At 61.9% G+C, this 25244-nt stretch carries 20 protein-coding genes and 1 tRNA gene; 18 read left to right on the top strand and 3 right to left on the bottom strand.

What is annotated here, in order from left to right; genetic code table 11:
- The first annotated feature begins 57 nt into the window (after positions 1 to 57).
- From AC6H4Z_RS24775 to AC6H4Z_RS24695, 17 genes are all read left to right on the top strand, one after another.
- Positions 58 to 1371 carry a M16 family metallopeptidase gene (locus AC6H4Z_RS24775; RefSeq protein ID WP_497544656.1) on the top strand — a complete coding sequence of 438 codons (1314 nt, stop codon included), beginning with the start codon at positions 58 to 60 and terminating at the stop codon, positions 1369 to 1371.
- On the top strand, positions 1368 to 2750 hold the full coding sequence (locus tag AC6H4Z_RS24770; RefSeq protein WP_497544655.1) for a M16 family metallopeptidase: 1383 nt from the start codon (positions 1368 to 1370) through the stop codon (positions 2748 to 2750). Before AC6H4Z_RS24775 ends, AC6H4Z_RS24770 begins: the two co-directional genes overlap by 4 nt.
- Positions 2751 to 2752: 2 nt before the next feature.
- On the top strand, positions 2753 to 3337 hold the full coding sequence (locus tag AC6H4Z_RS24765) for an NUDIX hydrolase (RefSeq protein WP_497544654.1): 585 nt from the start codon (positions 2753 to 2755) through the stop codon (positions 3335 to 3337).
- Between the two features lie 291 nt (positions 3338 to 3628).
- Positions 3629 to 4264, top strand: a complete 636-nt coding sequence (locus AC6H4Z_RS24760; RefSeq protein WP_497544653.1) for a sigma-70 family RNA polymerase sigma factor — start codon at positions 3629 to 3631, stop codon at positions 4262 to 4264.
- A gap of 221 nt (positions 4265 to 4485) precedes the next feature.
- Positions 4486 to 5037 (top strand): anti-sigma factor family protein, encoded by a 552-nt coding sequence (locus AC6H4Z_RS24755; protein WP_497544652.1) that lies wholly within the window; start codon positions 4486 to 4488, stop codon positions 5035 to 5037.
- A gap of 97 nt (positions 5038 to 5134) precedes the next feature.
- Positions 5135 to 6193, top strand: a complete 1059-nt coding sequence (gene holA / locus AC6H4Z_RS24750; RefSeq protein ID WP_497544651.1) for a DNA polymerase III subunit delta — start codon at positions 5135 to 5137, stop codon at positions 6191 to 6193.
- A 12-nt stretch (positions 6194 to 6205) separates the two neighbouring features.
- Positions 6206 to 7126, top strand: coding sequence for an SPOR domain-containing protein (locus AC6H4Z_RS24745; protein ID WP_497544650.1), 921 nt, complete (start codon positions 6206 to 6208; stop codon positions 7124 to 7126).
- Positions 7123 to 9756 carry a DNA mismatch repair protein MutS gene (mutS, locus tag AC6H4Z_RS24740; protein ID WP_497544649.1) on the top strand — a complete coding sequence of 878 codons (2634 nt, stop codon included), beginning with the start codon at positions 7123 to 7125 and terminating at the stop codon, positions 9754 to 9756. The genes AC6H4Z_RS24745 and mutS overlap by 4 nt, the downstream gene beginning before the upstream one ends.
- A 134-nt stretch (positions 9757 to 9890) precedes the next feature.
- On the top strand, positions 9891 to 10265 hold the full coding sequence (locus AC6H4Z_RS24735) for an energy transducer TonB (RefSeq protein ID WP_497544648.1): 375 nt from the start codon (positions 9891 to 9893) through the stop codon (positions 10263 to 10265).
- Positions 10266 to 10312: 47 nt separating this feature from the next.
- Positions 10313 to 11713, top strand: a complete 1401-nt coding sequence (locus AC6H4Z_RS24730) for a pyridoxal-phosphate dependent enzyme (protein ID WP_497544647.1) — start codon at positions 10313 to 10315, stop codon at positions 11711 to 11713.
- Positions 11710 to 12726, top strand: coding sequence for a D-alanine--D-alanine ligase (locus tag AC6H4Z_RS24725; protein ID WP_497544646.1), 1017 nt, complete (start codon positions 11710 to 11712; stop codon positions 12724 to 12726). Before AC6H4Z_RS24730 ends, AC6H4Z_RS24725 begins: the two co-directional genes overlap by 4 nt.
- On the top strand, positions 12726 to 13382 hold the full coding sequence (locus tag AC6H4Z_RS24720) for a hypothetical protein (protein ID WP_497544645.1): 657 nt from the start codon (positions 12726 to 12728) through the stop codon (positions 13380 to 13382). The genes AC6H4Z_RS24725 and AC6H4Z_RS24720 overlap by 1 nt, the downstream gene beginning before the upstream one ends.
- A 79-nt stretch (positions 13383 to 13461) precedes the next feature.
- The gene (locus tag AC6H4Z_RS24715; RefSeq protein WP_497544644.1) at positions 13462 to 14364 is read left to right on the top strand and encodes a rhomboid family intramembrane serine protease; all 903 of its coding nucleotides are present in this window, start codon (positions 13462 to 13464) and stop codon (positions 14362 to 14364) included.
- Positions 14365 to 14643: 279 nt separating this feature from the next.
- Positions 14644 to 15048: a preQ(1) synthase gene (gene queF, locus AC6H4Z_RS24710; protein WP_497544643.1), complete on the top strand. Its 405-nt coding sequence runs from the start codon at positions 14644 to 14646 to the stop codon at positions 15046 to 15048.
- 4 nt (positions 15049 to 15052) lie between these two features.
- The gene (locus AC6H4Z_RS24705; RefSeq protein WP_497544642.1) at positions 15053 to 16681 is read left to right on the top strand and encodes a M28 family metallopeptidase; all 1629 of its coding nucleotides are present in this window, start codon (positions 15053 to 15055) and stop codon (positions 16679 to 16681) included.
- 148 nt (positions 16682 to 16829) lie between these two features.
- Positions 16830 to 20102 carry a TonB-dependent receptor gene (locus AC6H4Z_RS24700; protein WP_497544641.1) on the top strand — a complete coding sequence of 1091 codons (3273 nt, stop codon included), beginning with the start codon at positions 16830 to 16832 and terminating at the stop codon, positions 20100 to 20102.
- A gap of 230 nt (positions 20103 to 20332) precedes the next feature.
- A tRNA-Phe gene (locus AC6H4Z_RS24695) sits at positions 20333 to 20405 on the top strand.
- A gap of 90 nt (positions 20406 to 20495) precedes the next feature.
- On the opposite strand, the gene AC6H4Z_RS24690 is transcribed toward AC6H4Z_RS24695, so the two are convergent.
- From AC6H4Z_RS24690 to AC6H4Z_RS24680, 3 genes are all read right to left on the bottom strand, one after another.
- Positions 20496 to 20906, bottom strand: coding sequence for a low affinity iron permease family protein (locus AC6H4Z_RS24690; RefSeq protein WP_497544640.1), 411 nt, complete (start codon positions 20904 to 20906; stop codon positions 20496 to 20498).
- A gap of 46 nt (positions 20907 to 20952) precedes the next feature.
- Complete coding sequence (locus AC6H4Z_RS24685; RefSeq protein ID WP_497544639.1) at positions 20953 to 21699, bottom strand: DNA alkylation repair protein; 747 nt, start codon at positions 21697 to 21699, stop codon at positions 20953 to 20955.
- Between the two features lie 290 nt (positions 21700 to 21989).
- Positions 21990 to 22835 carry an alpha/beta fold hydrolase gene (locus AC6H4Z_RS24680; protein ID WP_497544638.1) on the bottom strand — a complete coding sequence of 282 codons (846 nt, stop codon included), beginning with the start codon at positions 22833 to 22835 and terminating at the stop codon, positions 21990 to 21992.
- Positions 22836 to 22994: 159 nt separating this feature from the next.
- Between AC6H4Z_RS24680 and AC6H4Z_RS24675 the strand changes: the two genes are divergently transcribed.
- The gene (locus AC6H4Z_RS24675) at positions 22995 to 25235 is read left to right on the top strand and encodes a Tex family protein (RefSeq protein WP_497544637.1); all 2241 of its coding nucleotides are present in this window, start codon (positions 22995 to 22997) and stop codon (positions 25233 to 25235) included.
- Positions 25236 to 25244: the final 9 nt, after the last annotated feature.

Here is a 25244-nt window from a genome sequence, read left to right as displayed (position 1 = left end):
AGCCAAGGGTCCCGGACTAGGGTTCCTGTGGTACTCAGGAGGGTGCAATTTACGACAATGCGCATTCCGATCGAAACTTTTCGATTGCCGAACGGACTATTTGTCACGCTGTCCGAAGATCACACCGCCCCGATTGTTGCGGTCAACTTGTGGTACCACGTTGGCTCAGCGAATGAGCGGCCTGGGCGAACCGGCTTTGCACACCTGTTCGAGCACATGTTGTTCCAGGGCTCTGCCGACGTCGACGCTAACGAGCATTTCGAGCTCGTGCAGCGCGCTGGTGGAACACTGAACGGATCAACGTGGTTGGAGCGGACCAATTACTTCGAGACCGTTCCGTCCAATCAACTCGAGCTCGCACTCTGGCTTGAAGCGAATCGCATGGGCAAGCTGCTGCCCGCGATGACGCAGCAGAAGCTCGACACCCAACGCGAAGTGGTGATGAACGAACGGCGTTGGACGATGGACAACCAGCCGTACGGAACATGGATGGAGAAGCTGCCGGCGCTATGCTTTCCGCCGGAACATCCCTTCCATCATTCGTTGATCGGTTCGATGGAGGATCTCGCCGCGGCGAGTCTCGACGATATCGCGCAGTTCTTCGCGACGTACTACACGCCGGACAACGCCGTACTCTCCATTGCTGGCGACTTCGAACCGGCGCAGGCACGAGAGCTTGTCGAGCGACACTTCGGTGGAATTCCGGCGGGCGCTGGCAAACCTCCGCTTCCCGACATGTCGCTTCCGCCAGTCTTTGGACAGTGGAAGCGTGAGGTCGTCGAAGACGAGATCATGTTGCCGCGACTCTTTCTCGCCTTTCGCTCGCCCGCATTCGGCACCGAAGAGTACTTCGCCGCCAGCGTGTGTGGCGCCGTACTCGGACTGCGCAATGCCAGCCGACTAAAGCGACGTTTGGTCCGTGAGCGACAAGTGGCCGCCGATGCGTCTGCGTTCACCTACGATCTCGCCAAGGGCGCCGATCTCCTCGTCGTCGACGTGACGGCGCGCCCCGGAATTCCTGCCGAGCAGCTCGAGCAGGAGGTGGCACACGAGATCGATGCCATTGTGCACGATGGCGTCGAACCTGCCGAGGTCGAGCGTGCGATCGCGCTCATCCAAACCTCGTTCGTGACCGCAATGCAGCAGGCAAGCGAACGAGCAGACCGCCTTTCGATGTTTGCGACGTATTTCAATAATCCTGAATTGGTCAACGAAGAAGTCGATCGGTACCGCGCCGTCACGGCCGAAGCCGTCAGCGCATTTGCTCGCGCCAGGCTGGGAGAGAACAATCGCGCGAGCCTGCTATACGTCCCGCGCGAGTCGCCGTCGGACGAACTGGTAGCTAGCGGCGTTGTCGCGGAGGCTGAATGAGTACCACGACGCCTCTACGCGCCGCACGACCGAAACCTGGTCTGCCGAGGGAATACCACTTTCCTCGATTCGAGCGACGACGGTTGGAGAACGGACTCGAGCTGATCGTTGCCCAGGCAGCGAAGCTTCCGGTCGTCACTGTCGTGGTGCTCGTCGATGCGGGCGCCGTTTGCGATCCCGCAGGATCGGAGGGCGCCGCGCAACTCGTCGCGAAGCTGATGTTGGAAGGAACGCAGCAGAGCGACGGCGCGGAGCTGACTGAACGTTTCGAGCGGCTTGGAGCGACGATCGACGCGCAGACGGATTGGGATGCTGCCGCGTTCACGATGACAGCCATGGCCGACAGGCTACCCGATGCGTTTGCTCTTCTCGGTGAGGTGCTTCGCACGCCGGCGTTTCGCTCGCGGGAAGTGACGAGGCTGAAGGCCGAACGCGTTGCCGAGTTGCTTCAGCTGCGAGCTGAGCCGCGCGGATTGGCCGACGAGTTGTTCGGCCGGTTTCTGTACGTTCCGAGTTCGCGGTATGCGCGTCCTGAAGGCGGTGATGAGCGTAGCGTCGAAGGGATCGAGCGTGAGCGCCTCGAGTCGTTCTACGGTTCCCGCTACTTGCCGGGCGGTACGACGGTGGTTGTTGCTGGCGACATCACCGCCGATCGTGCCGAGGAGCTGACTCGGCGCGCCCTCGGCGATTGGGGTGGTGGGACGCCGGCGCGCGTGGTGGGCGAAGACCGTCCGGCAAAGCACGAACGTGCGGTGCACATCATCTCCAAGAGCGACGCACCACAGTCGGAGCTGCGCATTGGGCACGTTGGTATTCCACGAAAGCACCCGGACTTTTTTCCGGTGAACGTGATGAACGCCGTCCTCGGCGGTCTGTTCAATTCGCGAATCAATCTGAACCTGCGCGAGGCACACGCGTACACGTACGGCGCATTCTCGTCGTTCGAGTGGCGTCGGCAGTCCGGACCTTTCGTCGTCTCGACGGCGGTGAAGTCGGACATCACGGACGCGGCGGCGCGCGAAGTCCTGTTTGAGATCGATCGAATCCGTTCGGAGGCGATCTCGGCTGACGAGCTCTCGCTCGCCACCAGCTATCTCGACGGTGTCTTCCCGATCCGATTCGAGACGACATCAGCAATTGCCGCTGCGCTCTCGGTGTTGGCGCTGCACGAACTGCCGGATGACTACTACGATCGATATCGTGAGCGTGTGCGGGCTGTGACGACCGCTGACATCCTTCACGCTGCCCAGCGCTATCTCCACCCCGACGCCATTCAGATGGTCGTCGTGGGCGATCCCACGGCTGTTCGTGGCCCGATCGAAAAGCTGGGCTTTGGCCGGATCTCGTTGTACGACACGCTCGGGCATCCGACGACGTGACCGTGTCTCACGACCGCGACAGCATCGGATCTTCAGAGGTGACACCGGGGAAGGTCAGCGGGCGCCGAGCATATACCGGGCGAATCATCGCCGTCGACACCGATACCGTTCGCTTTCCGAACGGGTCGACCGGCGAGCTGGACATGATTCGGCATCCGGGTGCGAGCGCCGTCGTGCCCTTTCTCAGTGATGTGACCGGCGACGATCCGCAGCTCCTACTGCTGAAGCAGTATCGATATGCGGCTGAGCAGTTTCTCTACGAGATCCCGGCGGGTCGCCTCGAGCCAGGTGAGGATCCACGTGACTGCGCGATCCGCGAGTTGCGCGAGGAAACGGGCTGTACCGCCGAACATCTCGAATTCCTGGTGACGATCTACACGACGCCAGGCTTTACGGACGAGCGGATTCATCTATTCATGGCAACCGGACTCGAGCGTGGGGAGACCGCTCATGAGGCCGATGAGTTCATGACCGTGGAGACGGTGACCCTGTCCCAGGCCCTTCAGTTGATCAAAGAGGGCCAGATCCCCGACGCCAAGACGGCGCTCGGCGTGCTCTACGCGGCGGGATTTCGCGCCGGACAGTAGGCAACTCGGCGGGGTTGGACTGTGTCAAAACGTAGACACGCGCACGCCGCTTGTCTCACCAGACCGTCGCCTTTGGAGGACGGGCCCCCGTAAGGCTGTGCTCGGTACGCTGAGCGTAAGTCGCATTTCTACAAGGCCTTAACGAGATGTTTCCGGCGGCGTCTAATGGGCATACGGTCTGCCTTTCCGCTGGGACGCAGCCAGTGCATTCGAACGGAGGTCCAGTTCATCGAATCTGTCCTGTCTGTTGGGTCGTACCCTATTAGCAGTGCCAAGGGGGCATGGTCTACTATGGCTGAGATTGCTATCAAACGAACGATGTTGCCCGGTGCGGCAACACGAGAGACGCTCCGGTCGCAGGATGATGGTGCGGTCGTCGCAGCATTTCTCGGCGGCGAGGAGCGCGCGTTCCAGGAAATCGTCGAGCGTTATCAGACGAGGTTGTTGAACTTCATCTACCGGACGATCGGTGATCGAGAAAAGGCTGAGGACCTCGTTCAAGAGGTGTTCATCCGTGTCTATCGACACATTCACCGCTTCGACCGCTCGAAGAAGTTCTCGACCTGGGTCTACACGATCGCGTCCAATCTGGCCAAGAACGAGCTCCGGAATCGCTCGCGCAATCCGCTCGTGCTGTTTCAGACGATCAAGGGCAATTGGGACGACGAAGACCGGCCGCTCCAGTTCGAAGACACGACGGCTCGGCCGGACGATATGTACCGCAAGCGGCACCTTCGCGAGCTCGTCGAGGACACGGTCGCGAAGCTGCCAGAGCATCACCGTCAGGTGTTCGTGCTCCGCGAGTTGGAGGGCAAGTCGTACGAGGAAATCGCAGAGATCACGGACTGCAATCTTGGAACGGTGAAGTCGCGATTGAATCGCGCACGCAACGCGTTCGCGTCGATCATCGAACCGCAGATCGATTGATTGTCGCTCCACGTGATTTCGAGGATCGAACAGGCGGGGCCGCTCAGCGGTCCCGCCTGTTTCTTTGTCGGGACGAAGGGCGAATTTTCTTTCCACCTTCGCCCATCTGTCGCGCGATGGGCCCCTCGCGGCGCACGCAACGGCCGAGTATCCTGGAACCGTCCCCCGGCCGCGGGGGTACCGATGGGCGAACCGATGTTGCCTCGCACACGAGTTAGCTGATGGATTGCCGCGAGTTCCGAAACAAGCACGTAGCCTTCGTCGATGACCTGTTGCCCGCGGTGGAAATGCGGGCGATGGCCGGGCATCGCGTGAATTGCGCTCGTTGCTCGAAGCACGACACGGCGATTCGCCGGAGCCTACTCATCGTGCGCAATCTGCCGCCAATCGAGCCATCGGCAGACTTCATGGTTCGGCTGAATGCGCGGCTGGACAATCTCGGACCAACGTCTCGCGTCGATCTCGTAGCGCCTCGTCCGCACCTGCCATCCGCTGGCGCCTTTGCAGCGCTCGCCGCCGGAGTTGTCGCAGTTGCGTACATGGCGATCGAGACGAACCACTATTTCGCGACCGGCGCCGGTGCGGTGCCCGTACCAACGATTGCGAGCGTCTCGGCGCCGATGTTCGAGCCAACGGCCGCGCCAATGGCCAATTCGGCATTCGTCGCCTCTGTCCCAACGGGAATGCCGGTGTGGCCGGCGGTTCTCATGGCTGGACAATCACCGCTGCACTTCGCGAGTCTCGATTTTCACGACGGGGATCTCGCCCGCTGAGCGAACCCCCTTCGGCAAACGACGAAACACGAACAACGAGTCGGCGAGATGCCGACTTTTTTGTTGTGAGCCAGCGCGTGACCGTATATTGCTCGGCATGTCACCGCTTGCCGACGCGAAGGCTCTCCGCACTGCGATCAAAGACGGATCGTTCGCGCCAGTCTACTACCTCCATGGCGACGACGATTACGTGAAGGAGGAGGAAGTCCGGCGGCTGGTCGATGCAGCAATCGATCCGGCAACGCGAGACTTCAACTTCGAGTTGCTCCGCGGCGCGGAGGTCGACGCTGAGACACTTGGCTCGATCGTGAGCACGCCGCCAATGATGGCTGAGCGGCGGGTGGTCGTGATTCGCGACGTGGGCGCGCTCAAGAAGGCGGCGCGGGAGATGCTCGACAAGTATCTCAAGAATCCTGCACCCGATCTGCTGCTCGTGCTCGTGTCGCCGTCGGGCGGCAAGACGGACAAGAATCTCGTTACCCGGACGACGGCGATCGAGTTCAAGCCGCTGAGTGGTGCGCGAATCCCGAAATGGATCGCGTACTACGTCGAGCATGACTTGCACGCGTCAATCACTGAGGGCGCGGTCACGCTTCTGCAGGAGGCCGCGGGAACCGAATTGGCGCAGCTCAAGGTCGAGCTGGACAAGCTCGTGGCGTTCACCGGCGGCGGCGCAATCAACGAAGCGGCGGTATCCGCGGTCGTTGGTGTTCGTCCGGGAGAAACACTCGGCGATCTGCTCGACGCCGTCGCGCGCCGAGATGCGATGGTTGCCCTCAGGATGCTGCCGGTTGTCCTGCAGCAGCCGAAGTCTGGCGGAGTTCCGATCGTTCTCGCGCTCACCGTACAAACGCTCGGCATTGGCTGGGCGCAGGCGGCCCGCGATCGCGGCGCGAGTCCGTCGCGATTGAACGGTGATCTATTCAACTTGTTGAAAGAAACCGGTGCATATCCCTGGCGTGCCTGGGGCGAATTTGCGTCGACCTGTGCTCGCGCCGCGGATGTCTGGACCGCACGCAACGTCGATGACGCGCTCGCCGCACTCCTCGAAGCGGACGTGACGCTCAAGACGACCCGGCTTTCCTCCGACGAACAGGTCGTGTCCAATCTGGTGCTCACGTTGTGCGGCGTGACGTCGCGTCGCCGCGCGGCATAAACTGGCCTGACAATGCAGCGTATAAGATTACTCATCGTCGGCGCGTTGGCGGCAACGGCCTCAATTGCCGCGGCGCAGAGCGCTCCCACTCCCCCGACGACGGCGGCGGATTCGGTTTACGCTCGCGCGCGCCAGCTCGTCGTGAACGGCAACGGGGCGGCGGGGCGAGTACTCGCCGACTCGATGGTTGCAGCAACGACGCCGGACACACCCGCCTTTGCGGACGCCCTGTATTGGCGGGCGACGCTCGCCGCGTCGAGCGCGGACGCTGAGCGCGACTATCGACGCGTGGTCGTTGAGTATCCGCTCTCACCGCGCACGGGCGATGCGCTGCTTCAGCTCGCGCAGCTCGAGACCGCGCGCAGCGATCGCGCGCCGGCGATCACCCATCTCCAGCGCTTCCTCCTGGAGAACCCCAAGAGCACCGAGCGTACTCGCGCGGGACTCTTGTTGGTTCGACTCGCATTCGAACAGAACGATCCGCAGGTCGGCTGCACGTTCCTGGGGAGAATCCTTCGCGAGGTTCCGGAAACGTCGGTCGAGCTCCGCAATCAGCTCACGTACTATTCGCCGCGCTGCGCGAGCGTAGACACGACGAAGTTCACGCAGGTGGCCGCGGCGCCGGGCGCGCGCGCCACTGGCGATTCGACCGTAAAGAGCGACACGACGCGGCATGACTCGACGACCACAGCCGGCAAGACGCGATACACGCTGCAGGTTGCCGCGTACAAAACGCGCGCCGAAGCGGATGTGCTGGCGAAGCGACTGAAGGCGCGTGGACTCGACGTTCGCATTGCCGGCACCGCGAAGACCTTCCGTGTCCGCATCGGACACTACGCCACCCGCACTGCGGCCGCCACGGCAGCGAAAGAGCTCAAGGCGACGAAGAAGATCGACGCGTTCGTCACGGAAATCGGTAGCGACGATAAATGACGACGGCGTCGCAGACTCCGCTCATGCAACAGTATCGCGAGATCAAGGGTCGGCATCAGAACGCGATTCTGTTTTTCCGCATGGGTGAGTTCTATGAGATGTTCTACGACGACGCCGAAACGGCGTCGCGCGTATTGGGCATCACGCTGACGTCGCGCAACAACGGCGGCGCATCGCAGGTGCCGCTTGCCGGTGTTCCCGTCAAGGCTGCTGGTGACTATGTGCGGCGCCTCGTGCAGCAGGGATTCCGCGTCGCGATTTGCGAGCAGGTCGAGGACCCAAAGACGGCGAAGGGTCCGGTGCGCCGAGAGGTCGTCGAAACGATCACGCCCGGCGTCGCGTTCTCAGATGATTTGCTCGATGGCGCTCGCAACAACTTCATCTGCGCCGTCTGGGCGGGAAGCGCGAAACGGGACGCGACGAGTGGGAACAACGAGCTGGTTGGCGTCGCGGCCGCGGATGTGTCGACGGGAGAGGTCCGACTGATTCTGACCGCTGCCGCCGAACTGGATCCGCTGATCGCGCGTCTGTCGCCGCGAGAAATTCTCGTTTCGCCCACCTCGCACGTGTCGCTTCCGGCATCCCGCAACGACGCGCTCGTCACCGAGCGGGAAGCGTGGGAGTTCGACGAGCCGTTGGCGCGCGAGGATCTAGCACGGCAGTACGGCGTCATCACACTCGAAGGTCTTGGCATCGACGGGAGCGACACGCTCGTCGTTGCCGCAGCCGGCGCGCTGCTTCGCTATCTGCGCGAGTTGCAGCCAAGTGGGCTGCCACAATTGGCGCGGCCAATCGTAGAGCGGCCAGGCGGTGTGATGCCGCTCGACGAAATGACGCGCCGCAATTTGGAATTGGTCGAGTCGCTCCGCGGCGGTGGCGTAGAGGGAACGCTCCTCTCGGTGCTCGATCGCACCGGCACGCCGATGGGCGCGCGTCTGTTACGTCAGTGGTTGCTGGCTCCGCTCACCGAACGGTCCACGGTGGACGCACGACTCGACGCAGTGGCGACGCTGACGGGCGATCCAATCACGCGCGATGCAATGCGCGACGCAATCGACGATGTGCGCGACGTCGAGCGTCTCGCGGCGAAAGCGGCGTCGGGGCGAAGCACTCCGCGCGAACTGCGCGCACTCGGGGACTCGCTCGCGAGCCTTCCTGCGGTGAAGCAAGCGCTCGATCGGTTGAGCGGCGTTGGACGGCTTGGCGAACTCTCACAACACTGGGACAGTGCCCCGGAGCTCGCGTCGCAGATCTCGGCCACGCTGGTAGAGCGTCCGCCAATCGCGATCGGTGACGAGGCCACCGTCGCCCCCGGCGTTGACGGCGATCTCGACACGCTACGCGACCTTCGCGATGGCGGACGAGACGCAATCGCGCGAATTCAGACCGAGGAACGGGCGCGCACGGGTATTTCGTCGCTCAAGATCGGCTTCAACAAGGTGTTCGGCTATTACATCGAGGTGACGACGCCGAACCTGCACCTCGTTCCGTCGGAGTATCAGCGACGACAGACAATCACGTCAGGCGAGCGCTTCGTGACGCCGGCGTTGAAAGAGTATGAAGAAAAGGTTCTCACGGCCGCCGAACGAATCGAGAGTCGCGAGCGCGAGATCTTTGAAGTGTTGCGGAGCGCGGCAGGACGAGAGATCTCGCGACTGCAACGCATCGCTCGTGCGGTGGCCGAGCTCGACGTGTTGAGCACGCTCGCCGACGTGGCGGCGCGCGAGGGATACGTTCGCCCAACGATGACGGACGATTTCGATCTCGACATTGCGTCGGGACGTCATCCTGTGGTCGAGCGCATGATGCCGCGCGACAAATTCATCCCGAACGATCTTCGGCTGCCGCAAGATGCGCGCATGATCATCCTCACCGGCCCGAACATGGCCGGTAAGTCGACCGTGCTGCGCCAAATTGGACTTGTTGTGTTGATGGCGCAGGTGGGGAGTTTCGTACCGGCGAGCAGTGCGACGATCGGTATCGTCGATCGGATCTTCACGCGCGTTGGAGCGAGCGACAATCTCGTCCGCGGCCAATCCACCTTCATGGTGGAGATGAGTGAAACGAGCGCGATTCTCCATACAGCAACGGCGCGCAGTCTCGTGCTGCTCGATGAGATCGGCCGAGGAACGGCGACGTACGACGGAGTATCGATTGCGTGGGCGGTGACCGAGCACCTGCACGAGCAGATTGGCTGCAAGACAGTGTTCGCGACGCACTATCATGAGCTCACGCAGCTGTCGGAGCAATTAGACTCACTTCGCAACTATAACGTCGCGGTGCGTGAAGTCGGCGATCAGATCCTGTTTTTGCACCGGCTCCAGCTGGGCGGGGCGGATAGGTCGTACGGAATCGAGGTTGGCCGTTTGGCCGGATTGCCACAGCCCGTCATTTCGCGTGCGCGGGAGATGCTTGCCTTGCTGGAGGGCGAACATCTGGCAGGAAGCGGGAAGGGAGGGGGCGGCGGTGCAAAACCGCGGGCGACGGCGACAGATCAGCTCGGGTTGTTTTCGGCGCCCGTCAATCCAGTCGTCGAAAAGCTGGGCGCGCTCGACGTCAACGCACTCACGCCGATCGAGGCGCTCAACCTGCTTGCGTCACTTGCGGCTGAGGCGAGGGCGTCGGGTTAGGCGCTGCATTATCGCGGCGCTCTCCAGGCACACGTAGATTTCGCCCCATGAATCGCCCGGGGCGGAGACGTGGGTGGGAGTCATTGCTGATCGCGGCCATTGCAGGGTGTTCTCGGCCCGATGCTCCACCCCGAATGCCGCTCGCTCGCGACGTTGGGCCACGGCCGGACGAAATGCCGGCGCTAGTGAACACCGAGCTTCCGTTTCGATACCCCGCCGCGCTGTACGCACAAAAGGTGCAGGGCAACGTGACGCTGCGGCTGTTCATCGATCGCGATGGCCGGGTCGCGCCAGAGTCGACTCGGGTCGATGACCCGAGTGGCAATACGGTGCTGGATTCGGCGGCGAGGAGCGCGGCGTCCGAACTCCGGTTCGTTCCCGCGAAGTTGAAGGGTGAGCCGATTCCCGTCACCATACTGTTTCCCGTGTATTTTCGACATCCGGAAGCTCGGCCGCTTGCGGGCGACACGATCCTCCAGTCGACACCGCATCGCCCCGGCGAGCGTTGAGTGACGTCATTGCCACCGCGGTGGTTTCACATATCTCTCATTTCTCGATGACGCAGCGGAACGCCAAGCCGTACGACAACGTTCTCGGAACTATCGGATGGACACCGCTCATTCGACTGAGCCGAGTGACGCGTGGCGTGCGAACGCCGGTGTATGCCAAGGCGGAGATCTTCAATCCAGGCGGCTCGATCAAGGATCGCATCGGCGGCCCGATCATCGAGCAGGCGGAGCGTGAAGGCCGTTTGAAGCCTGGCGGCACCATCGTCGAGGGAACGAGCGGCAATACGGGCATTGGGCTAGCGATTGCCGCCGCGTTCAAGGGCTACAAGTGCATCTTCACGATGCCCGACAAGATGTCGCAGGAGAAAGTGCGACTGCTCAAGGCGTTTGGCGCCGAGGTGATCGTCACGCCGACTGCGGTACCGCCCGATCATCCGGACAACTACGTGATGATGGCGAAGCGCATTGCACAAGAAACGCCAAACGCGATTCTCGCCAATCAGTTCTACAACGACGCCAATCCGCAGGCGCATTATGACACGACCGGCCCAGAGATCTGGGAGCAGACCGAAGGTCGGGTCACGCACTTCGTGTACGCGGCGGGTACTGGCGGTACGATCACCGGCGTTGGCCGGTATTTGAAAGAAAAGAATCCAAAAATTCAAATCATCGCTGGCGACCCGGTCGGATCTGTGCTGGCCGAGATGTGGCGAACGAAGGGTGAGGGGAAGGTTGAAGGGGTGCCGTACAAGGTCGAAGGGATTGGTCAGGACAAGATTCCTGGCACCCTCGATATGGGATTGATCGACGATTTCATGACGGTGAGCGACAAAGAGGCGTTCGCCATGGCGCGCCGTCTAACCCGCGAGGAAGGGCTGTTCGTTGGCGGTTCGAGTGGTCTGATCGTCCACGTTGCGGTGCACATTGCCCGGCGCATCGACGATCCGAACGCCGTCATCGTGGTTCCGCTGCCCGATACCGGAGAGCGGTATTTATCAAAGTTGTATAACGACGAATGGATGCGCGAGAACCAGCTCCTCGACGCCGATCGTACGACGCTCGACTACGTACTTCAGGCGAAGAATCGCGGCGACGGCGATACGCCGACGATCGTCAGCGTGACGACCGGGGCGACGGTACGGCAGGCGCTTCGCCTGATGTCGTTGCACGACGTGTCGCAGTTGCCGGTGATGGACGGCACGAACTGCGTGGGCTCGGTTGCTGACTGGTCGTTGTCGGCGCGAAGCCTCGATGACACAAAGCTCCTCGATGCGACGGTTGGGCAAGTGATGGATGCACCGTTTCCGGTTGTCGATGTGGCGCAGCCGGTCGACAACGTTGCCAAACTTCTCTCAAAATCGAATCCTGCGGTGCTCGTGCGATCGAACGGCACAGTACAGGGAATCGTGACGCGGTCCGACATGCTGAACTATTTGATGGCCCGATGAGAATCACGATGCTGATGGGTGGAACGTCATCGGAGCGCGACGTGTCGTTGGCGTCGGGCGTGCGCGTGACGGAGGCGCTGCGTTCGCGCGGACATCAGGTCACGCCGGTCGATCCGGCGCGCGGGCCGATCAGCGACGACGAATACCGTGCGCTCGCCAGCGGAACTGTCGTGCGAACCGCACCGCCGTCGCAGGACGCGCTGAGGCAGATGGCGCGCGAGGCGCTCCCGCGACTCGTAAGCACGCTTCCGCGGCAGGGCGACACCGACGTCGTGTTCCTGGGGCTGCACGGTGGCTCCGGCGAAGACGGTACCATTCAGGCGCTGCTCGACCTGACCGGCGTTCCGTACACCGGGAGTGGCCACCTGGCGAGCGGCCTGGCCCTCGACAAGGACGTGTCAAAGCACCTATTCCGTCAGGCGGGGGTAACCACAGCGGACTGGCTTCTCGCACCGGCGAGTGTCGAGGAAGTCCGCGCGCAGCTTGGCTTTCCAGTGATTGTAAAGCCGGCGAACGAGGGGTCGACGGTCGGACTGTCGATCGTCAAAGAGCCCGAACAGCTCCAGCCAGCGATCGACGAAGCACTGCGGTTCGACCCGCAGGTCATGATCGAGCAGTTCATCGCCGGACGCGAACTGACGGTCGGGATCCTCGGCGACGTGGCGCTGCCGGTTGGCGAAATCATCCCGAAGCACGAGATTTACGACTACGAATGCAAATACACGCCGGGAATGGCGGAGGAGCGATTCCCCGCAGAGCTCTCCGGCGATGAAGTCGCGCGAATTCAGGACGAGGCGATCAACGCGTTTCGCGCTCTCAAGCTGAGTGGCTACGCGCGCATTGATTTTCGAATGTCGACGAAGGGAACGTTCTACTGTCTCGAGGCCAACACCCTTCCGGGTATGACGCAGACGAGTCTCATTCCGCAGGCGGCGGCAGCGGCGGGAATTTCCTTTCCTGAGCTGTGTGATCGGATTGTCCAACTCGCGCTCGAGCGGCGCGGAGGCGACTGATGGCACAAGTAGCGGGTCCCACCGCAGCACTCGCGGGAATTCCGGCCGGACTCCAGTCGCAGGGCGTCTGGGCAGGCCGTCGTCAGCTTTTCGTGCGGTTTGCCGCCGAGGCGGAGACAGCCACGATGTACACGGCGGACGCGTTGGCGAACGAACTGCGGCGCGGGACGGGTCGGTCAGCGTTTCACTCGATCGCAATCACCGGACGTGATCCGCTGTCCAATGTCGAGTACCTTCAGGCCGCTTTTTCCAAAGTGGAAACGGCGCTTCCTGTGATGTTGGACACAGACGGACAGCGTCCGAATGAGATCGCGGAGCTCAAGGCTTTTTTGACTCTCGCGCAGATTAGTTTGGAAGGATCAGCCATCGAATCCGCGACGGAGCGGGCGTTCGAAGCCGTCCAGGTGGCGGCTGGTGCTGGAATGCAACACGCACTCGTATTGTTGGCTGACGAGCGGACGACTGACGCACAGATGCTGCGTGTGATCGAGCGAGCTCATGCCGCCAGCGAAAAAATGCCGGTAGTCGTACACCCGGGTGTGGGCACTCCTGTCGACCGGGACCGCCGATGGACCACGCTGTTCGAGCGGGCGTCGGCTCTGCACGGGGATGTCAGATTGGCTCTCAAGCTGCCACCTCCGACAGGTATGCGCTGAGTCATAGTGGTGACCGGAACTCGCTTCTCTAAGTCGTGTTATTAGGGTAGTCCCCCAATTCTGTTCTTTCGTAGGATTTATGTCGTTTCCGGCCACTTACGAACAGCAGGAACATCCAAACCTGACGCCTGGCGTTCAGGTGATCATCGCGATCAACGTCGCGCTGATGTTCCTGCAGTTGACGTTGGTGAAGTTCACCGACGTGGCCGCCGCGTTCGGCTTCGATTCGAACGCGCTGCCCGGCCATTGGTGGACGGCGATCACGTACATGTTCGTGCACGCCGGGCCGGCGCATCTGATCGCGAACATGTACGCGCTCTACCTGTTCGGTCCGCGACTCGAGCACGGCTGGGGCTACCGCAAGTTTCTCTGGTTTTATCTACTGTGCGGACTCGGCGGCGTCGCGTTCGAGATGCTGTTCATTCGAACCGGTAGTGTCGTTGGTGCCTCGGCTGGCGTGTTCGGTGTGATGACCGCCTACGCGATGCAGTGGCCGGAAGAAGAGGTCTATCTCGCCTTTGTTGTTCCGGTGCGCGCGCGGACGCTCGTGGTCGGTCTGTTCGTTTTCAACCTCGTGCTTGGAATTGCCGGCACGGGCGACGGAGCGAACTTGGCGTACTTCGCCCACCTTGGCGGCGCGATCACGGCGTACATCTACATCCGGATGGCCACGTCGACCGGCATGGATCAGGTTCGTCAGCGCGTTGCCAACCTGCCAGACGCCGACGAACCGCCGCGCGCGATTCCGCGAAATCTTCCGCGTCGTGAACGCGGTGACGAGGTGGATGACATCGTCGCAAAGAGTAAGGCGATCGCGGCCAAGCGCGTGACTGCGCTCACGCCGCCGTCGCGCCGCCGCGAAGCAAAGGCGGAGGAACTCAACCGCGTGCTCGACAAGATTTCGCAGCACGGTATCGAGAGTCTGACTACCGACGAACGAAAAGTTCTCGAGGAAATGTCGAGACGGCTGCGCGACCGATAAGCTTTTCGCGCGGCGTGCCGATAATCTTTTCGAGCCGCGATTGCTTGTGGTCTAGCGGGTCTCTGTACCGAACCACATATTGAGAATGGGCCGGCGCTATGCGCTGGTCATCGCCGCCGCGAGAACGGCGTGGCGGCACCGCCCCCCCGGCATAGCCCGGGGGGGCTCTTTTTTGTGCCCGCACTTTTTTGCGCAGCGAACTGTCGGGCGGGGCCCGACGGCGCCTAGCTTCTACCTGTCCGCAGTACAGGAATCAGAAGCCCCGCAACGAGTGGCCCGATGCCGAAACCAGAACTTCTCGAGACGTTCCCGAACCCGTACCCGGGCCGGGATTATGAGATCGCCATGGAGTGTCCGGAGTTTACCGCGCTGTGTCCGCTCGGCGGAATCGAGAGCGACGCGGATGAACTACGCGCGCTCAAGGGTGGCGCGCCAGACTTCGGAACCATGTACATCACGTACGTGCCGGGCGATCTGTGCATCGAGCTCAAGAGCTTAAAGCTCTATCTCTGGAGTTTCCGCGACGATGGAATCTTCTATGAGCGCGCGGTAAACCGCATTCTCGACGACGTCTCGAAAGTCACGCAGCCGCGGTGGATGGAAGTGGTTGGCGATTTCAACATTCGTGGCGGAATCAAATCCATCATTCGGGCGCGCGTCGGCGCGCGTTCACCAGGAGTCTGAGCGTATGAGAAGATTCTCACTGACAGTCGCCGCGCTCGTCGTCACGGCGTGCTCATCGACCGGCACAGGCTCCTCGTCAACCACGGCGTCGCCATCCTCCTCGAGGACGAATGGCGGGATCGCTCCGGCGCTGGACGCCATCACGTCGGCCGATATTCGACGCGATCTCTTCGCGATGGGCGGCGATGCCATGCGCGGACGCGAAGCAGGTACGCTGGACGAAATGCGCGCGACTGGTTGGGTCGCCGAACGTGCGCGTGAAGCGGGGCTACAGCCTGCGGGAGAGGACGGCACGTTCTTCCAGTGGTGGTCGATGCGTCGCACTCGCTTGAGCGAGAGCAGCATCATCAACATCGCCGACAAGCCGCTGCACCTGTGGAAAGATGTCGTGGTGCTGAACAATCAGTACGCGGACGTCAAGCTTCCGATCGTGTTCATCTCCGATAGTGCCGCGCTGGCAACGACCGATGTGCGCGGCCGCGCGGTCGCGATGGTGTTGCCGTCGATCAAGACGCAGCCACCGGAGCAATTCACGATTCGTGGAAATTTCCAGGCGGCGATCAGCCAGATGGTGCGAGCTCGTGCGAGTGCGATTGCACAGGCCGGCGCGGTGGCGGCGATCCTGATCTCGAATGGCGATGCGAATATCGACGCGGGATTCGACGCGACGGCCGCGGTGTCGTCGCGTGGAACGTACGCGATCGATTCGGCGGGCGGACCGACCGGACAATACGCCCGCCCTGCGCAAATCACGCAGGCCGGCGCCGGAAACGCGCAGGCTCAACCGGCGGCGAACGCGGCTGCTGGGCGCGGTCGTAGCAATGCCGCGGCGATTCCGACGCTCTGGCTGCGACACGACATGCTCGACGCGGTGAAGGCGTCGAATGCGAGAATCAACGCGACGGTGTTTACGGAAACGTTCTACTATCCGTCCGGCAACGTCATTGGTGTGGTGCGCGGTACCGACCCGAAGCTCGCGAATGAGTATGTGCTATACAGTGGACACCAGGACCACGACGGCACGCGCTACTCAGTGAATGGCGACTCGATCTGGAACGGTGCGGACGACAACGTGACCATCAGCGTTGCGCTGCTCGCGTCGGCGCGTGCGTTCGTGAAGCATCCGGCGCCGCGTCCCGTTCTCTTCGTCTGGCATGGCGCGGAGGAGCGCGGACTGCTCGGCTCGCGATGGTACGTGAATCATCCGACGGTGCCGCATTCGCAAATCGTTGCCGTGCTGAACGGCGATATGATCGGTCGAAACAACCCCGATAGCGCGGCGTTGCTGGGGGCGCAACCGCCACACAAAAATTCAAATGCCCTGGTTGACGCGGCGCTTCGTGCCAACGCCGAACTGACCCATTTCAAGCTGGATACAATATGGGATCGGCCGACGCATGCCGAAGGCTGGTATTTCCGGAGCGATCACCTGCCGTACGCGCGCGTGGGCATCCCGGCAATCATGTTCAGCACGCTTCTTCACCCCGATTATCACACGCCGCGCGATGAGCCTTCGCGAATCGACATCACGAAACTGACGAAAATGACTCAGTGGATGTATGCGACGGGGTGGATTGTTGCGTCGGCGCCACAGCGTCCAGACGCGATTGCGGGGTTCAAGCTCGAGCGGTGACGCCCTGTGGGGAGGACAGAGTTACCGAAGTGCTTACAAGCTGTGGCGCGTTGACCGAATAGTTACGCGATTCTCTTGCCGAGTCCGCGCGCGCGTCCATAGCTTGTTCGCAAGCTCCTCACTTCCAACTGTCCCCCCGAGACTTTTCATGAAGAAATTTCTGCTCGTCGCGCTCGCCGCGTTTGGCGCGCTCGCGACTGGCTATCCTACGCCAGCGCTCGCCCAGGGCGTCACGACTGGCGGCCTCACCGGCATTGTGACGAGTGAAGGCGGCCAGCCTCTCGAAGGCGCTCAGGTTCAGCTCAAGAATCCCGCGACCGGTCGTACGGTTGGGGCCGTAACGCGCGGCGGCGGACTCTATCTCATTCAGGGTATCGAGCCGGACGCGAACTATTCCATCACCGTTCGCCGTATCGGCTCCGAGCCGCAGACGCGCGATCGCATCTCGATCACGCTTGGCCAGACGCGTCGCGAGGACTTCACGCTCGCACAGCGTGCAACTGCCCTCTCGGCTGTTCAGGTTGTCGCAACGACGGATCCGGTCATCAACGCAACGAAGACGGGAACCGGCACCACGGTTTCCGATTCCGCGCTTCACCGTCTGCCGACGCTGAACCGCAACTTCGCAGATTTCGTACAGCTCGTTCCGCAGGTGTCGACCACGACGGGCTATCTGTCGGGCGGCGGCGTGAACCTGCGCCAGAACGCGATTCAGATCGACGGCGCGCAGGCCGGTGACTTGTTCGGTATCGGCACGACGGGTCAGCCGGGAAGCTCCGCGAACGCGAAGTCGATCGGCCTGGACGCGGTCAAGCAGTATCAGGTGCTCCTTTCGCCCTTCGACGTTCGTCAGGGCAACTTCGGCGGATTGCTGATCAACGCGATCACGAAGAGCGGAACGAATGACTTCCATGGCTCGGCGTTCGGTTATACCCGCAATCAGAGCCTGACGCGCACGCAGTCCTACCTCGCTGACTACTCGCAGCAGCAGTACGGTTTCTCACTCGGCGGCCCGATCCTCAAGGACAAGGCCTTCTTCTTTGTGAACGGCGAGTGGCAGAAGCTTCAGACGCCGGCAACCGGTCCGTACATCGGCTCGTCCGACGCGCCGATCGCTCAGAGCAGCATCGACCAGCTTTCGACGATCATGAAGTCGTATGGCTTGACCGATGTCGGTAGCGGCAGTCAGGTCCAGAAGCAGAATCCGACGCGTAACGTCTTCGTGCGTTTCGATGCGTATCTGCCGTTGAACACGCACCTCGTGCTCCGCCACAACTACGCGAGCGCCGACAACACGACGTTCAGCCGCGCCGCCACGACGGGAGCGAACCCGAACTTCAACCTCACGTCGAACCTGTACGAGTTCAGCAGCAAGACGAACGCGACGGTTGCCGAGTTCCTGACGAACATGCCGAACGGCATCTACAACGAGTTGCTGCTCAACCTCACGAAGACGTCGGACTTCCGCACCGTGCCGGTTCGCTTTCCGCAGCTGACGATCCGCGGCATTCCGCGCATCGACGGCGTGGCCGGAACCGGCGCGAACTTCGTCATCGGCACGGAGGCGTCGTCGCAGGGAAATTCGCTCGATCAGCGCACGTTCGAAATCACTGACAACTTCACGATTCCGGTTGGAGCGCACGCGTTCACGTTCGGCGTGAAGGATCAGTTCTACAAGCCGATCAACCTGTTCGCGCAGAACTCGCTCGGCTCGTGGACGTTCAACGATCTCGCATCGCTGCAGAGCGGCGTCGCGTCGAGCTACTCGGTGAGCGCGCCGGCCTCGACGGATCCGGCCCACGGCCTCGCGACGTTCCATGCGAGCATGCTCGGTCTGTACGCGCAGGATAACTGGCAGGTGACGCCGAGGTTGTCGATCACGGGCGGCGTGCGTTACGACGTACCGAGCTTCTCGGACGTTCCGCCGACCAACACGTCGGTGCAGACGGAATACAATCGCAATACGGCGAACGTGCCGGGCAATGGCGTCTTCTCGCCGCGTATTGCGTTCAACTGGGACGTGACGGGCGATCAGGCAAACCAGGTTCGCGGTGGTATCGGCGAATTCACGGGTCCGCCGCCGTTCGTGTACTTGTCGAATGCTTTCGGCAACTCGGGCCTCACGGGCTTCGCGGCGCTGACGTGCAGCGGTTCGACGACTGGCGCGACGTCGCTGGCCGTGCCGGCGTTCAACGCGCAGAACATCTCGACGCCGCCAACGGCGTGTCTTGCGGCCGCGGGTAAGGCCGGCGCCACGGTTGCTACCAGTTCGTCGATCAACACGACCGATCCGAACTTCAAGTTCCCGCAGTACCTCAAGGCGTCGCTCGGCTACGATCACCGATTCATGCACGACATCATCGGAACGATCGAAGGCTTGTACACGCGTTCGACCAATAACGTCTTCTATCAGAACCTCGCGCTGGCTGGCCCGCAGGGCGTCGACCGCAATGGCCGCACGATCTACGGCATCCTGACGGCGACGGGCGGAACGGCGACGTTCAAGGGTTCACGCACGACGGTTCTCGACATGAGCAACTCGTCTGGCGACTACACGTACAGCGTCACCGGCCAGCTCCAGAAGTCGTTCACGACGAACTTCGAAGGCTCGATCGCCTATACGCACCAGAAGTCGATGGACGTCACGTCGACGACGAGCAGCACGGCGGGTTCGAACTATCGCTATCAGCGTGATGTGAGCGGCGACATTCTCGACAAGTCGGTGTCGACGTCGAAGTACGACCAGCCGCACCGCATCGTCGCGACCGGCACGTATCGCTTCAAGACGCTGACCGACGTTTCGCTCATCTACACCGGCAACTCGGGCGCTCCGTTCGACTACGTCTACGGCGCAGGCAGCGGCACTGGCTCGGGCGATGCGAACGCCGATGGTCAGTCGCAGAACGATCTGATGTACGTCCCGAAGGACACGCACGATCAGAACGAGATCCTGTTCACGGGCTACAACGGAACAGCGGCTCAGCAGACCGCGGCGGCCGGAATGGCGGATGCCTTCGACAAGTTGATCAACAGCGTCGATTGCTTGAAGAATGCTCGCGGCACGATCATGAGCCGCAATTCCTGCCGCAATCCGTGGGTCAACGAGTTCGATCTTTCGATCGCGCAGAACCTTGGCTGGCGCTTCAACAACATCCAGGCGCGTTTCGACATCGTGAACTTCGGCAACCTGCTCAACAAGAACTGGGGCCACCAGGCGTTCTCGAACCAGGGCTCGACCTGCGGCCAGATCTGCAGCGCGACGGTCGTCCTCACGCAGACCGGCAACAAGCTTCCGACAGGCACGACGAACAGCGCGCAGGCGCAGGGCATCTACACGTACGACACGAACTTCAAGGCGTTCGACTTCAACAACGCCTCGTCGAACTATCGCATGCAGCTGTCGATGCGGTACAGCTTCTAAAGAGCTAGACGCTGGACGCTAGAGAGTCAGAGGGCGGGCGTGGGATTTATCCCACGCCCGCTTTCCATTGAGTGGCTGTGTATCGCGATGCCCTATCGTTCTGTCGGCCAGCAATGCCAAGGACGGCACGTCTTGGCCACACGAGAGGCCACGGAGGGGTACCGCCAAGCGAGGGGGATTCTTAGGTTTGACCGTCTGGGACCGAGTAGGTTTCAGTGGGTAGGGAAGTTGGCTAGGTAGCTCAGTTGGTAGAGCAGCGGACTGAAAATCCGCGTGTCGGCGGTTCGATTCCGTCCCTAGCCACTAGACGTAAGTCGTTGAAATCAATGAGCAAACGCGAACGGCCGCCCCAAAGGGCGGCCGTTTGTCGCATCGAGACCGTCCTAGCGGCCTCTAGGCTTCCGCCCGTCGCTCCGGTCCGCGCTGCTGGCGTGTTCCGCGATGTCGCGCCGCCGTGTCTCGTAGGTGCTCGAACTCCTTCTCGAGTTGCAAGAGCTCGCTGTCGGACATCTGCTCCATGGCCACGAGCGAATTGCGCGCGCCCGACACCGCCCGAATCAACTCGTCGAGCTTCAGGTGCATCACGTGCGAGTCTCGATTCTGGGTGTTCTGAATCAGGAACACCATCAGGAACGTGACGATCGTGGTGCCGGTGTTGATCACGAGCTGCCACGTGTCCGAAAAGCGATTCGCCGGGCCGAGGATCGCCCACACGATCACCACGGCGCAGGCGAGAACGAATGCCCACGCAGACCCGGTTGCCGTAGCTGTCGCCACGGCGAAGCGTCGAAAGAGGTTCTTCATGCGGGCTCGGTCATATAGCTCGTGGACTCCGAACCCGCCGCCCACGTCACCGCGCGTTGGATCGCTTGCTCACCGGCGTCTTGAAATCCCTGAGCGCTCCTTTGCCGATCGACTTCTCGGTGACGTTTGCCGACTCGGCCAGCTGTTCCGCCAAACCGATCGCCGCTTTCCTGATTGTCGCACTCCGATTGCCGACGGCGCGGAATGCCCATGCAACGCTCTTCTTCACAAAATTCCGCTCGTCGCTCGCGCCACGCTCGATGAGCGACAGCGACTCGATGAACGGTTTGTCTCCGGTGGCTTTGTCATGCAATGCAACGCAGGCGAGCAGCGCGAAGCCGCCGCGCTTCACAAACTCATCCCGACGTTTGCTCCACTGCTCGATCTTCTTCCACGCGTGCGGCGTGCGATCAAAGAGCGAGAAGCACAGCGTGTCGACGATGCCCCAGTTGTCCCAGTCGCGCGCCCAGCGATCCATCTGCGCCGCAGTGACGCGAGCCGGATCGTCCACATACGCCGTGAGCAACCGTGCCTCGTACCACTCGGCGTCCCACAGCGCGAGTGCGAGATCGTGGTCGCGTCCGAGTTGCTTGGCGAGCTGTTGGATCTTCGCCATCGGAACGCCGAAAGACTTCGGCGCATCGATGCCATAGCGCGGAAGCATCTCGTCGCGCACGCGCTTGGATCCGTTGCGCTTGAGCCATTTGACGGCCTCGGCGACGCGCTGCTCGGTGGTCATAGTTTGTCGAGGCGCGCGACCGCCGGACTGTGCAAGCGTTGCAGTGGGGCTCATATATGTCGATCCTCGCGCCTGACGTGTTCAAAATCCAAGTTGAGACATTCGCTGCCCACGTGAGGCAAGCCACCGTCCCGAGCATCCGAGGATGTGTGGAGGCAGTTGGATCGCTCATCGAAAATGGGACGGACAGTTCTTTTGCCGTGGTGGAATCGGTTGCCGATTGAACCGATCGCGTAGATACCCTGATCCGGCGCGGCCGGCAAGCCAAAAGAGCCCGCCAGGTGGCGGGCTCTCACGATCTGTCGCGATGGCTGGTAGTCGCAGTCCAGCAGGTTGTCGATTGCCTACGCCGCCGCTCGCTCGCTCTTCGTTTCGACGAACGCGAGTAGGTCTTTGTTCACGCGGTCCTTCTGAGTCGAGCAGATTCCGTGGGGTTGACCTTTGTACACCTCGAGTCGAGCGTTCTTCAGAATCTTGACGGTCGCCATCGACGCCGCACCAATGGGAACGATCTGATCGTCGTCGCCATGAATGAGCAGCGTGGGCAGATCGCCGAACTTTTTCAGGTCTTCGGTGGTGTCCGTTTCTGAGAACGCCTTGATGCAGTCGTAAGACGCGTTGAGGCCGCAGAGCATGCTCTGCATCCAGAACGAATCGCGAAGTCCTTGGCTGACGTTAGAGTTGGGGCGGTTGGCTCCGTAGAACGGGGCGCTCAGGTCCTTGAAGAACTGCGAGCGATCTGCGCGTACGCCTTCGCGAAGCTTATCGAAGACTTCCATCGGAAGACCGCCAGGGTTCGCCGGCGTCTTGAGCATGAGCGGGGGAATCGCGCTGATCAGAACGGCCTTTGCGACGCGCTTGGTTCCGTGTCGCCCGATGTATCGCGCGACCTCGCCGCCACCGGTGGAGTGTCCAACGTGAATCGCATCACGCAAGTCGAGTGCGGTCGTGAGTTCAGCAAGGTCATCGGCGTAGGTGTCAAGGTCATTTCCCTTCCAAGGTTGACCTGATCGTCCATGGCCGCGTCGATCGTGGGCAACGCACCGAAAGCCGTGCGATGCGAGGAACATCATTTGATCCTCGAACGCATCGGCGTTCAATGGCCAGCCGTGACTGAACACAACGGGTTGGCCGGCGCCCCAGTCTTTGTAATAGAGCTCGGTTCCGTCCTTGGTCGTAATCGTAGGCATCAGATGACCTCGTGATGATGATGTGGTTGCGTGTCAAGCGGCGGGAAAGAACAGCGGGAGCGCGGAGCAATAAATCAGCCGCTTCATTCCGCGTGTTCGCCGACTAACTTCGGATCTCCGCTCCACTCTCTCGTCGCGCTTTTCCTCGAACACGGATTGATGTCGCAGCTCATTGCCACGATTGCGAGCGAGTTATCGCTCGCGCCGCAGCAGGTTCAGGGCGCACTTGCGCTCTTCGACGAAGGCAACACGCTTCCATTTATCGCCCGATATCGCAAAGAGGCAACTGGCGGCCTCGATGAAATACAGCTGCGCGACGTTCGCGATCGAGCGCTGTATCTCCGCGAGCTCACTGAGCGCAAGGCCGCCATCCTCAAGAGCATCGAAGAGCAAGGAAAGCTCGACGCTGCGCTCGCTGCGCGCATCGATGCGGTGACGACGAAGCAGGCGCTGGAAGATCTCTATCTTCCGTTCAAACCCAAGCGCCGCACTCGTGCGATGATTGCGCGCGAGCGCGGTCTGGAACCGCTCGCCGAGCTGCTCTGGAGCGGGGCACACTCCAGTGCGCAGTTACAGAGTGAAGCCGCCTCGTTTGTCGACGCCGCCAAGGAAGTGCCGGACGTCGATCACGCGCTCGCCGGCGCGCGCGACATTCTCGCCGAACGCATTGCCGACGACGCAACCGTTCGCGGCCAGGTTCGCGAGACGACGCGCGCCGAAGGCGTCATCAAGTCGCGCGTAGCAACCGCGAAGAAAGGCGAAGTGTCGAAGTTCCAGGACTATTATGACTTCTCTCAACCCCTCAAGGATCTTCCGTCGCACCGCATGCTTGCCATGCGTCGCGGAGAGACGGAGGGCTTTCTCTTCTGCTCTGTCGACGCCCCTGCTGAGCGAATCGTCGGCCAGCTCGAACAGCAGTTCGTCGCCAGCAACGCGGCGCCGGACCAGATGCGATTGGTCGTGCAGGACGCCTACAAGCGATTGATCGCACCGGCGGTCGAAGTCGATCTTCGCTTGGAACTCAAGACCAAGGCCGACGAAGACGCGATCACGATCTTTGGACGGAACCTCGAACAGCTATTGCTCGCGCCGCCGGCGGGTGAGCGAACGGTGATTGGCCTCGACCCGGGGTTCCGCACTGGCGTGAAAGTCGCAGCGCTCTCACGCACCGGAGCAGTCGTCGCTACGGACACGTGGATGCTGCATCAACCGGATCGATTTGCGCATGCGCTCCTCGCCGCGATCTCCAAGCTCGATCCGGATCTGATCTCGATCGGCAACGGCACCGCGTCCCGGGAGACCGAGACGCTCGTGCGAGAGATTCTCAGCGAACGGAAACTCGATCGGCCGCAGGTCGTCGTAGTGAACGAATCGGGTGCGTCCGTCTACTCCGCATCCGAGCTCGCGCGCGATGAGTTGCCCGATCTCGACGTATCGATCCGTGGAGCGGTATCGATTGCTCGCCGACTGCAGGATCCGCTGGCTGAGTTGGTGAAGATCGATCCGAAGTCGATCGGCGTCGGCCAGTATCAGCACGACGTCTCACAGCCGCGGTTGAAGCAGCGCCTCGACGAAGTCGTCGAAAGCTGCGTGAATCGTGTCGGCGTAGAAGTGAACACAGCGTCGGCGCCGCTCCTTTCGTACGTTGCCGGCATCGGGCCATCGCTCGCGGCAAACATCGTGAAGGCGCGCGATGCTCGCGGCGGATTCCGTTCGCGTACGGACCTCGCTGAGGTTCCGCGCCTCGGCGCAAAGGCGTTCGAACAGGCTGGAGGATTTCTCCGTGTACGCGGCGGGGCGAATCCGCTCGATGCGTCTGCGGTTCACCCGGAACGCTACGGTCTGGTGGAGCGGATGGCCGCTGATCTCGGTGTGCCGCTCGGGTCACTCGTGGGAAACGACGGTGAACTGAAACGCATCAAGCTGGAGCGATATGTTGGCGACGGCGTGGGCCTGCCGACGCTGCAGGACATTCTCGCGGAACTCAAGAAGCCGGGACGTGATCCGCGCGAAGCATTCGAACCGCCGGCATTCCGATCTGACGTCACAGAGCCGAAGCATCTGTCGACTGGAATGGAACTCGAAGGCGTCGTCACGAACATCGTAGCATTCGGCGCGTTCGTTGACGTCGGCGTGCACCAAGATGGTCTCGTGCACGTGTCGCAGCTTGCCGACAGATACATCACCGACCCGAACGCCGTCGTCTCGGTGGGTCAGAAGGTGAAAGTGCGCGTCATCTCGGTAGATCTCGAGCGCAATCGCATTGCCCTGTCGATGCGGAAAGAGGCATCGGCGGAGCGTGCGCCGAGTGGCGGCGGCCGCGGACCGAAACCATCGGCGCCGCCGCCGAAAGCGCCGAAGCGTGGCGACGTTGCGCCGAACGGAATGCGTTTCGTCTAACGCCTTCGG

This window comes from Leucogemmata humicola, assembly GCF_055379415.1.
The sequence above is the reverse complement of the archived record's forward strand: the minus strand, read 5'-3'. Positions and strand labels throughout refer to the sequence as shown.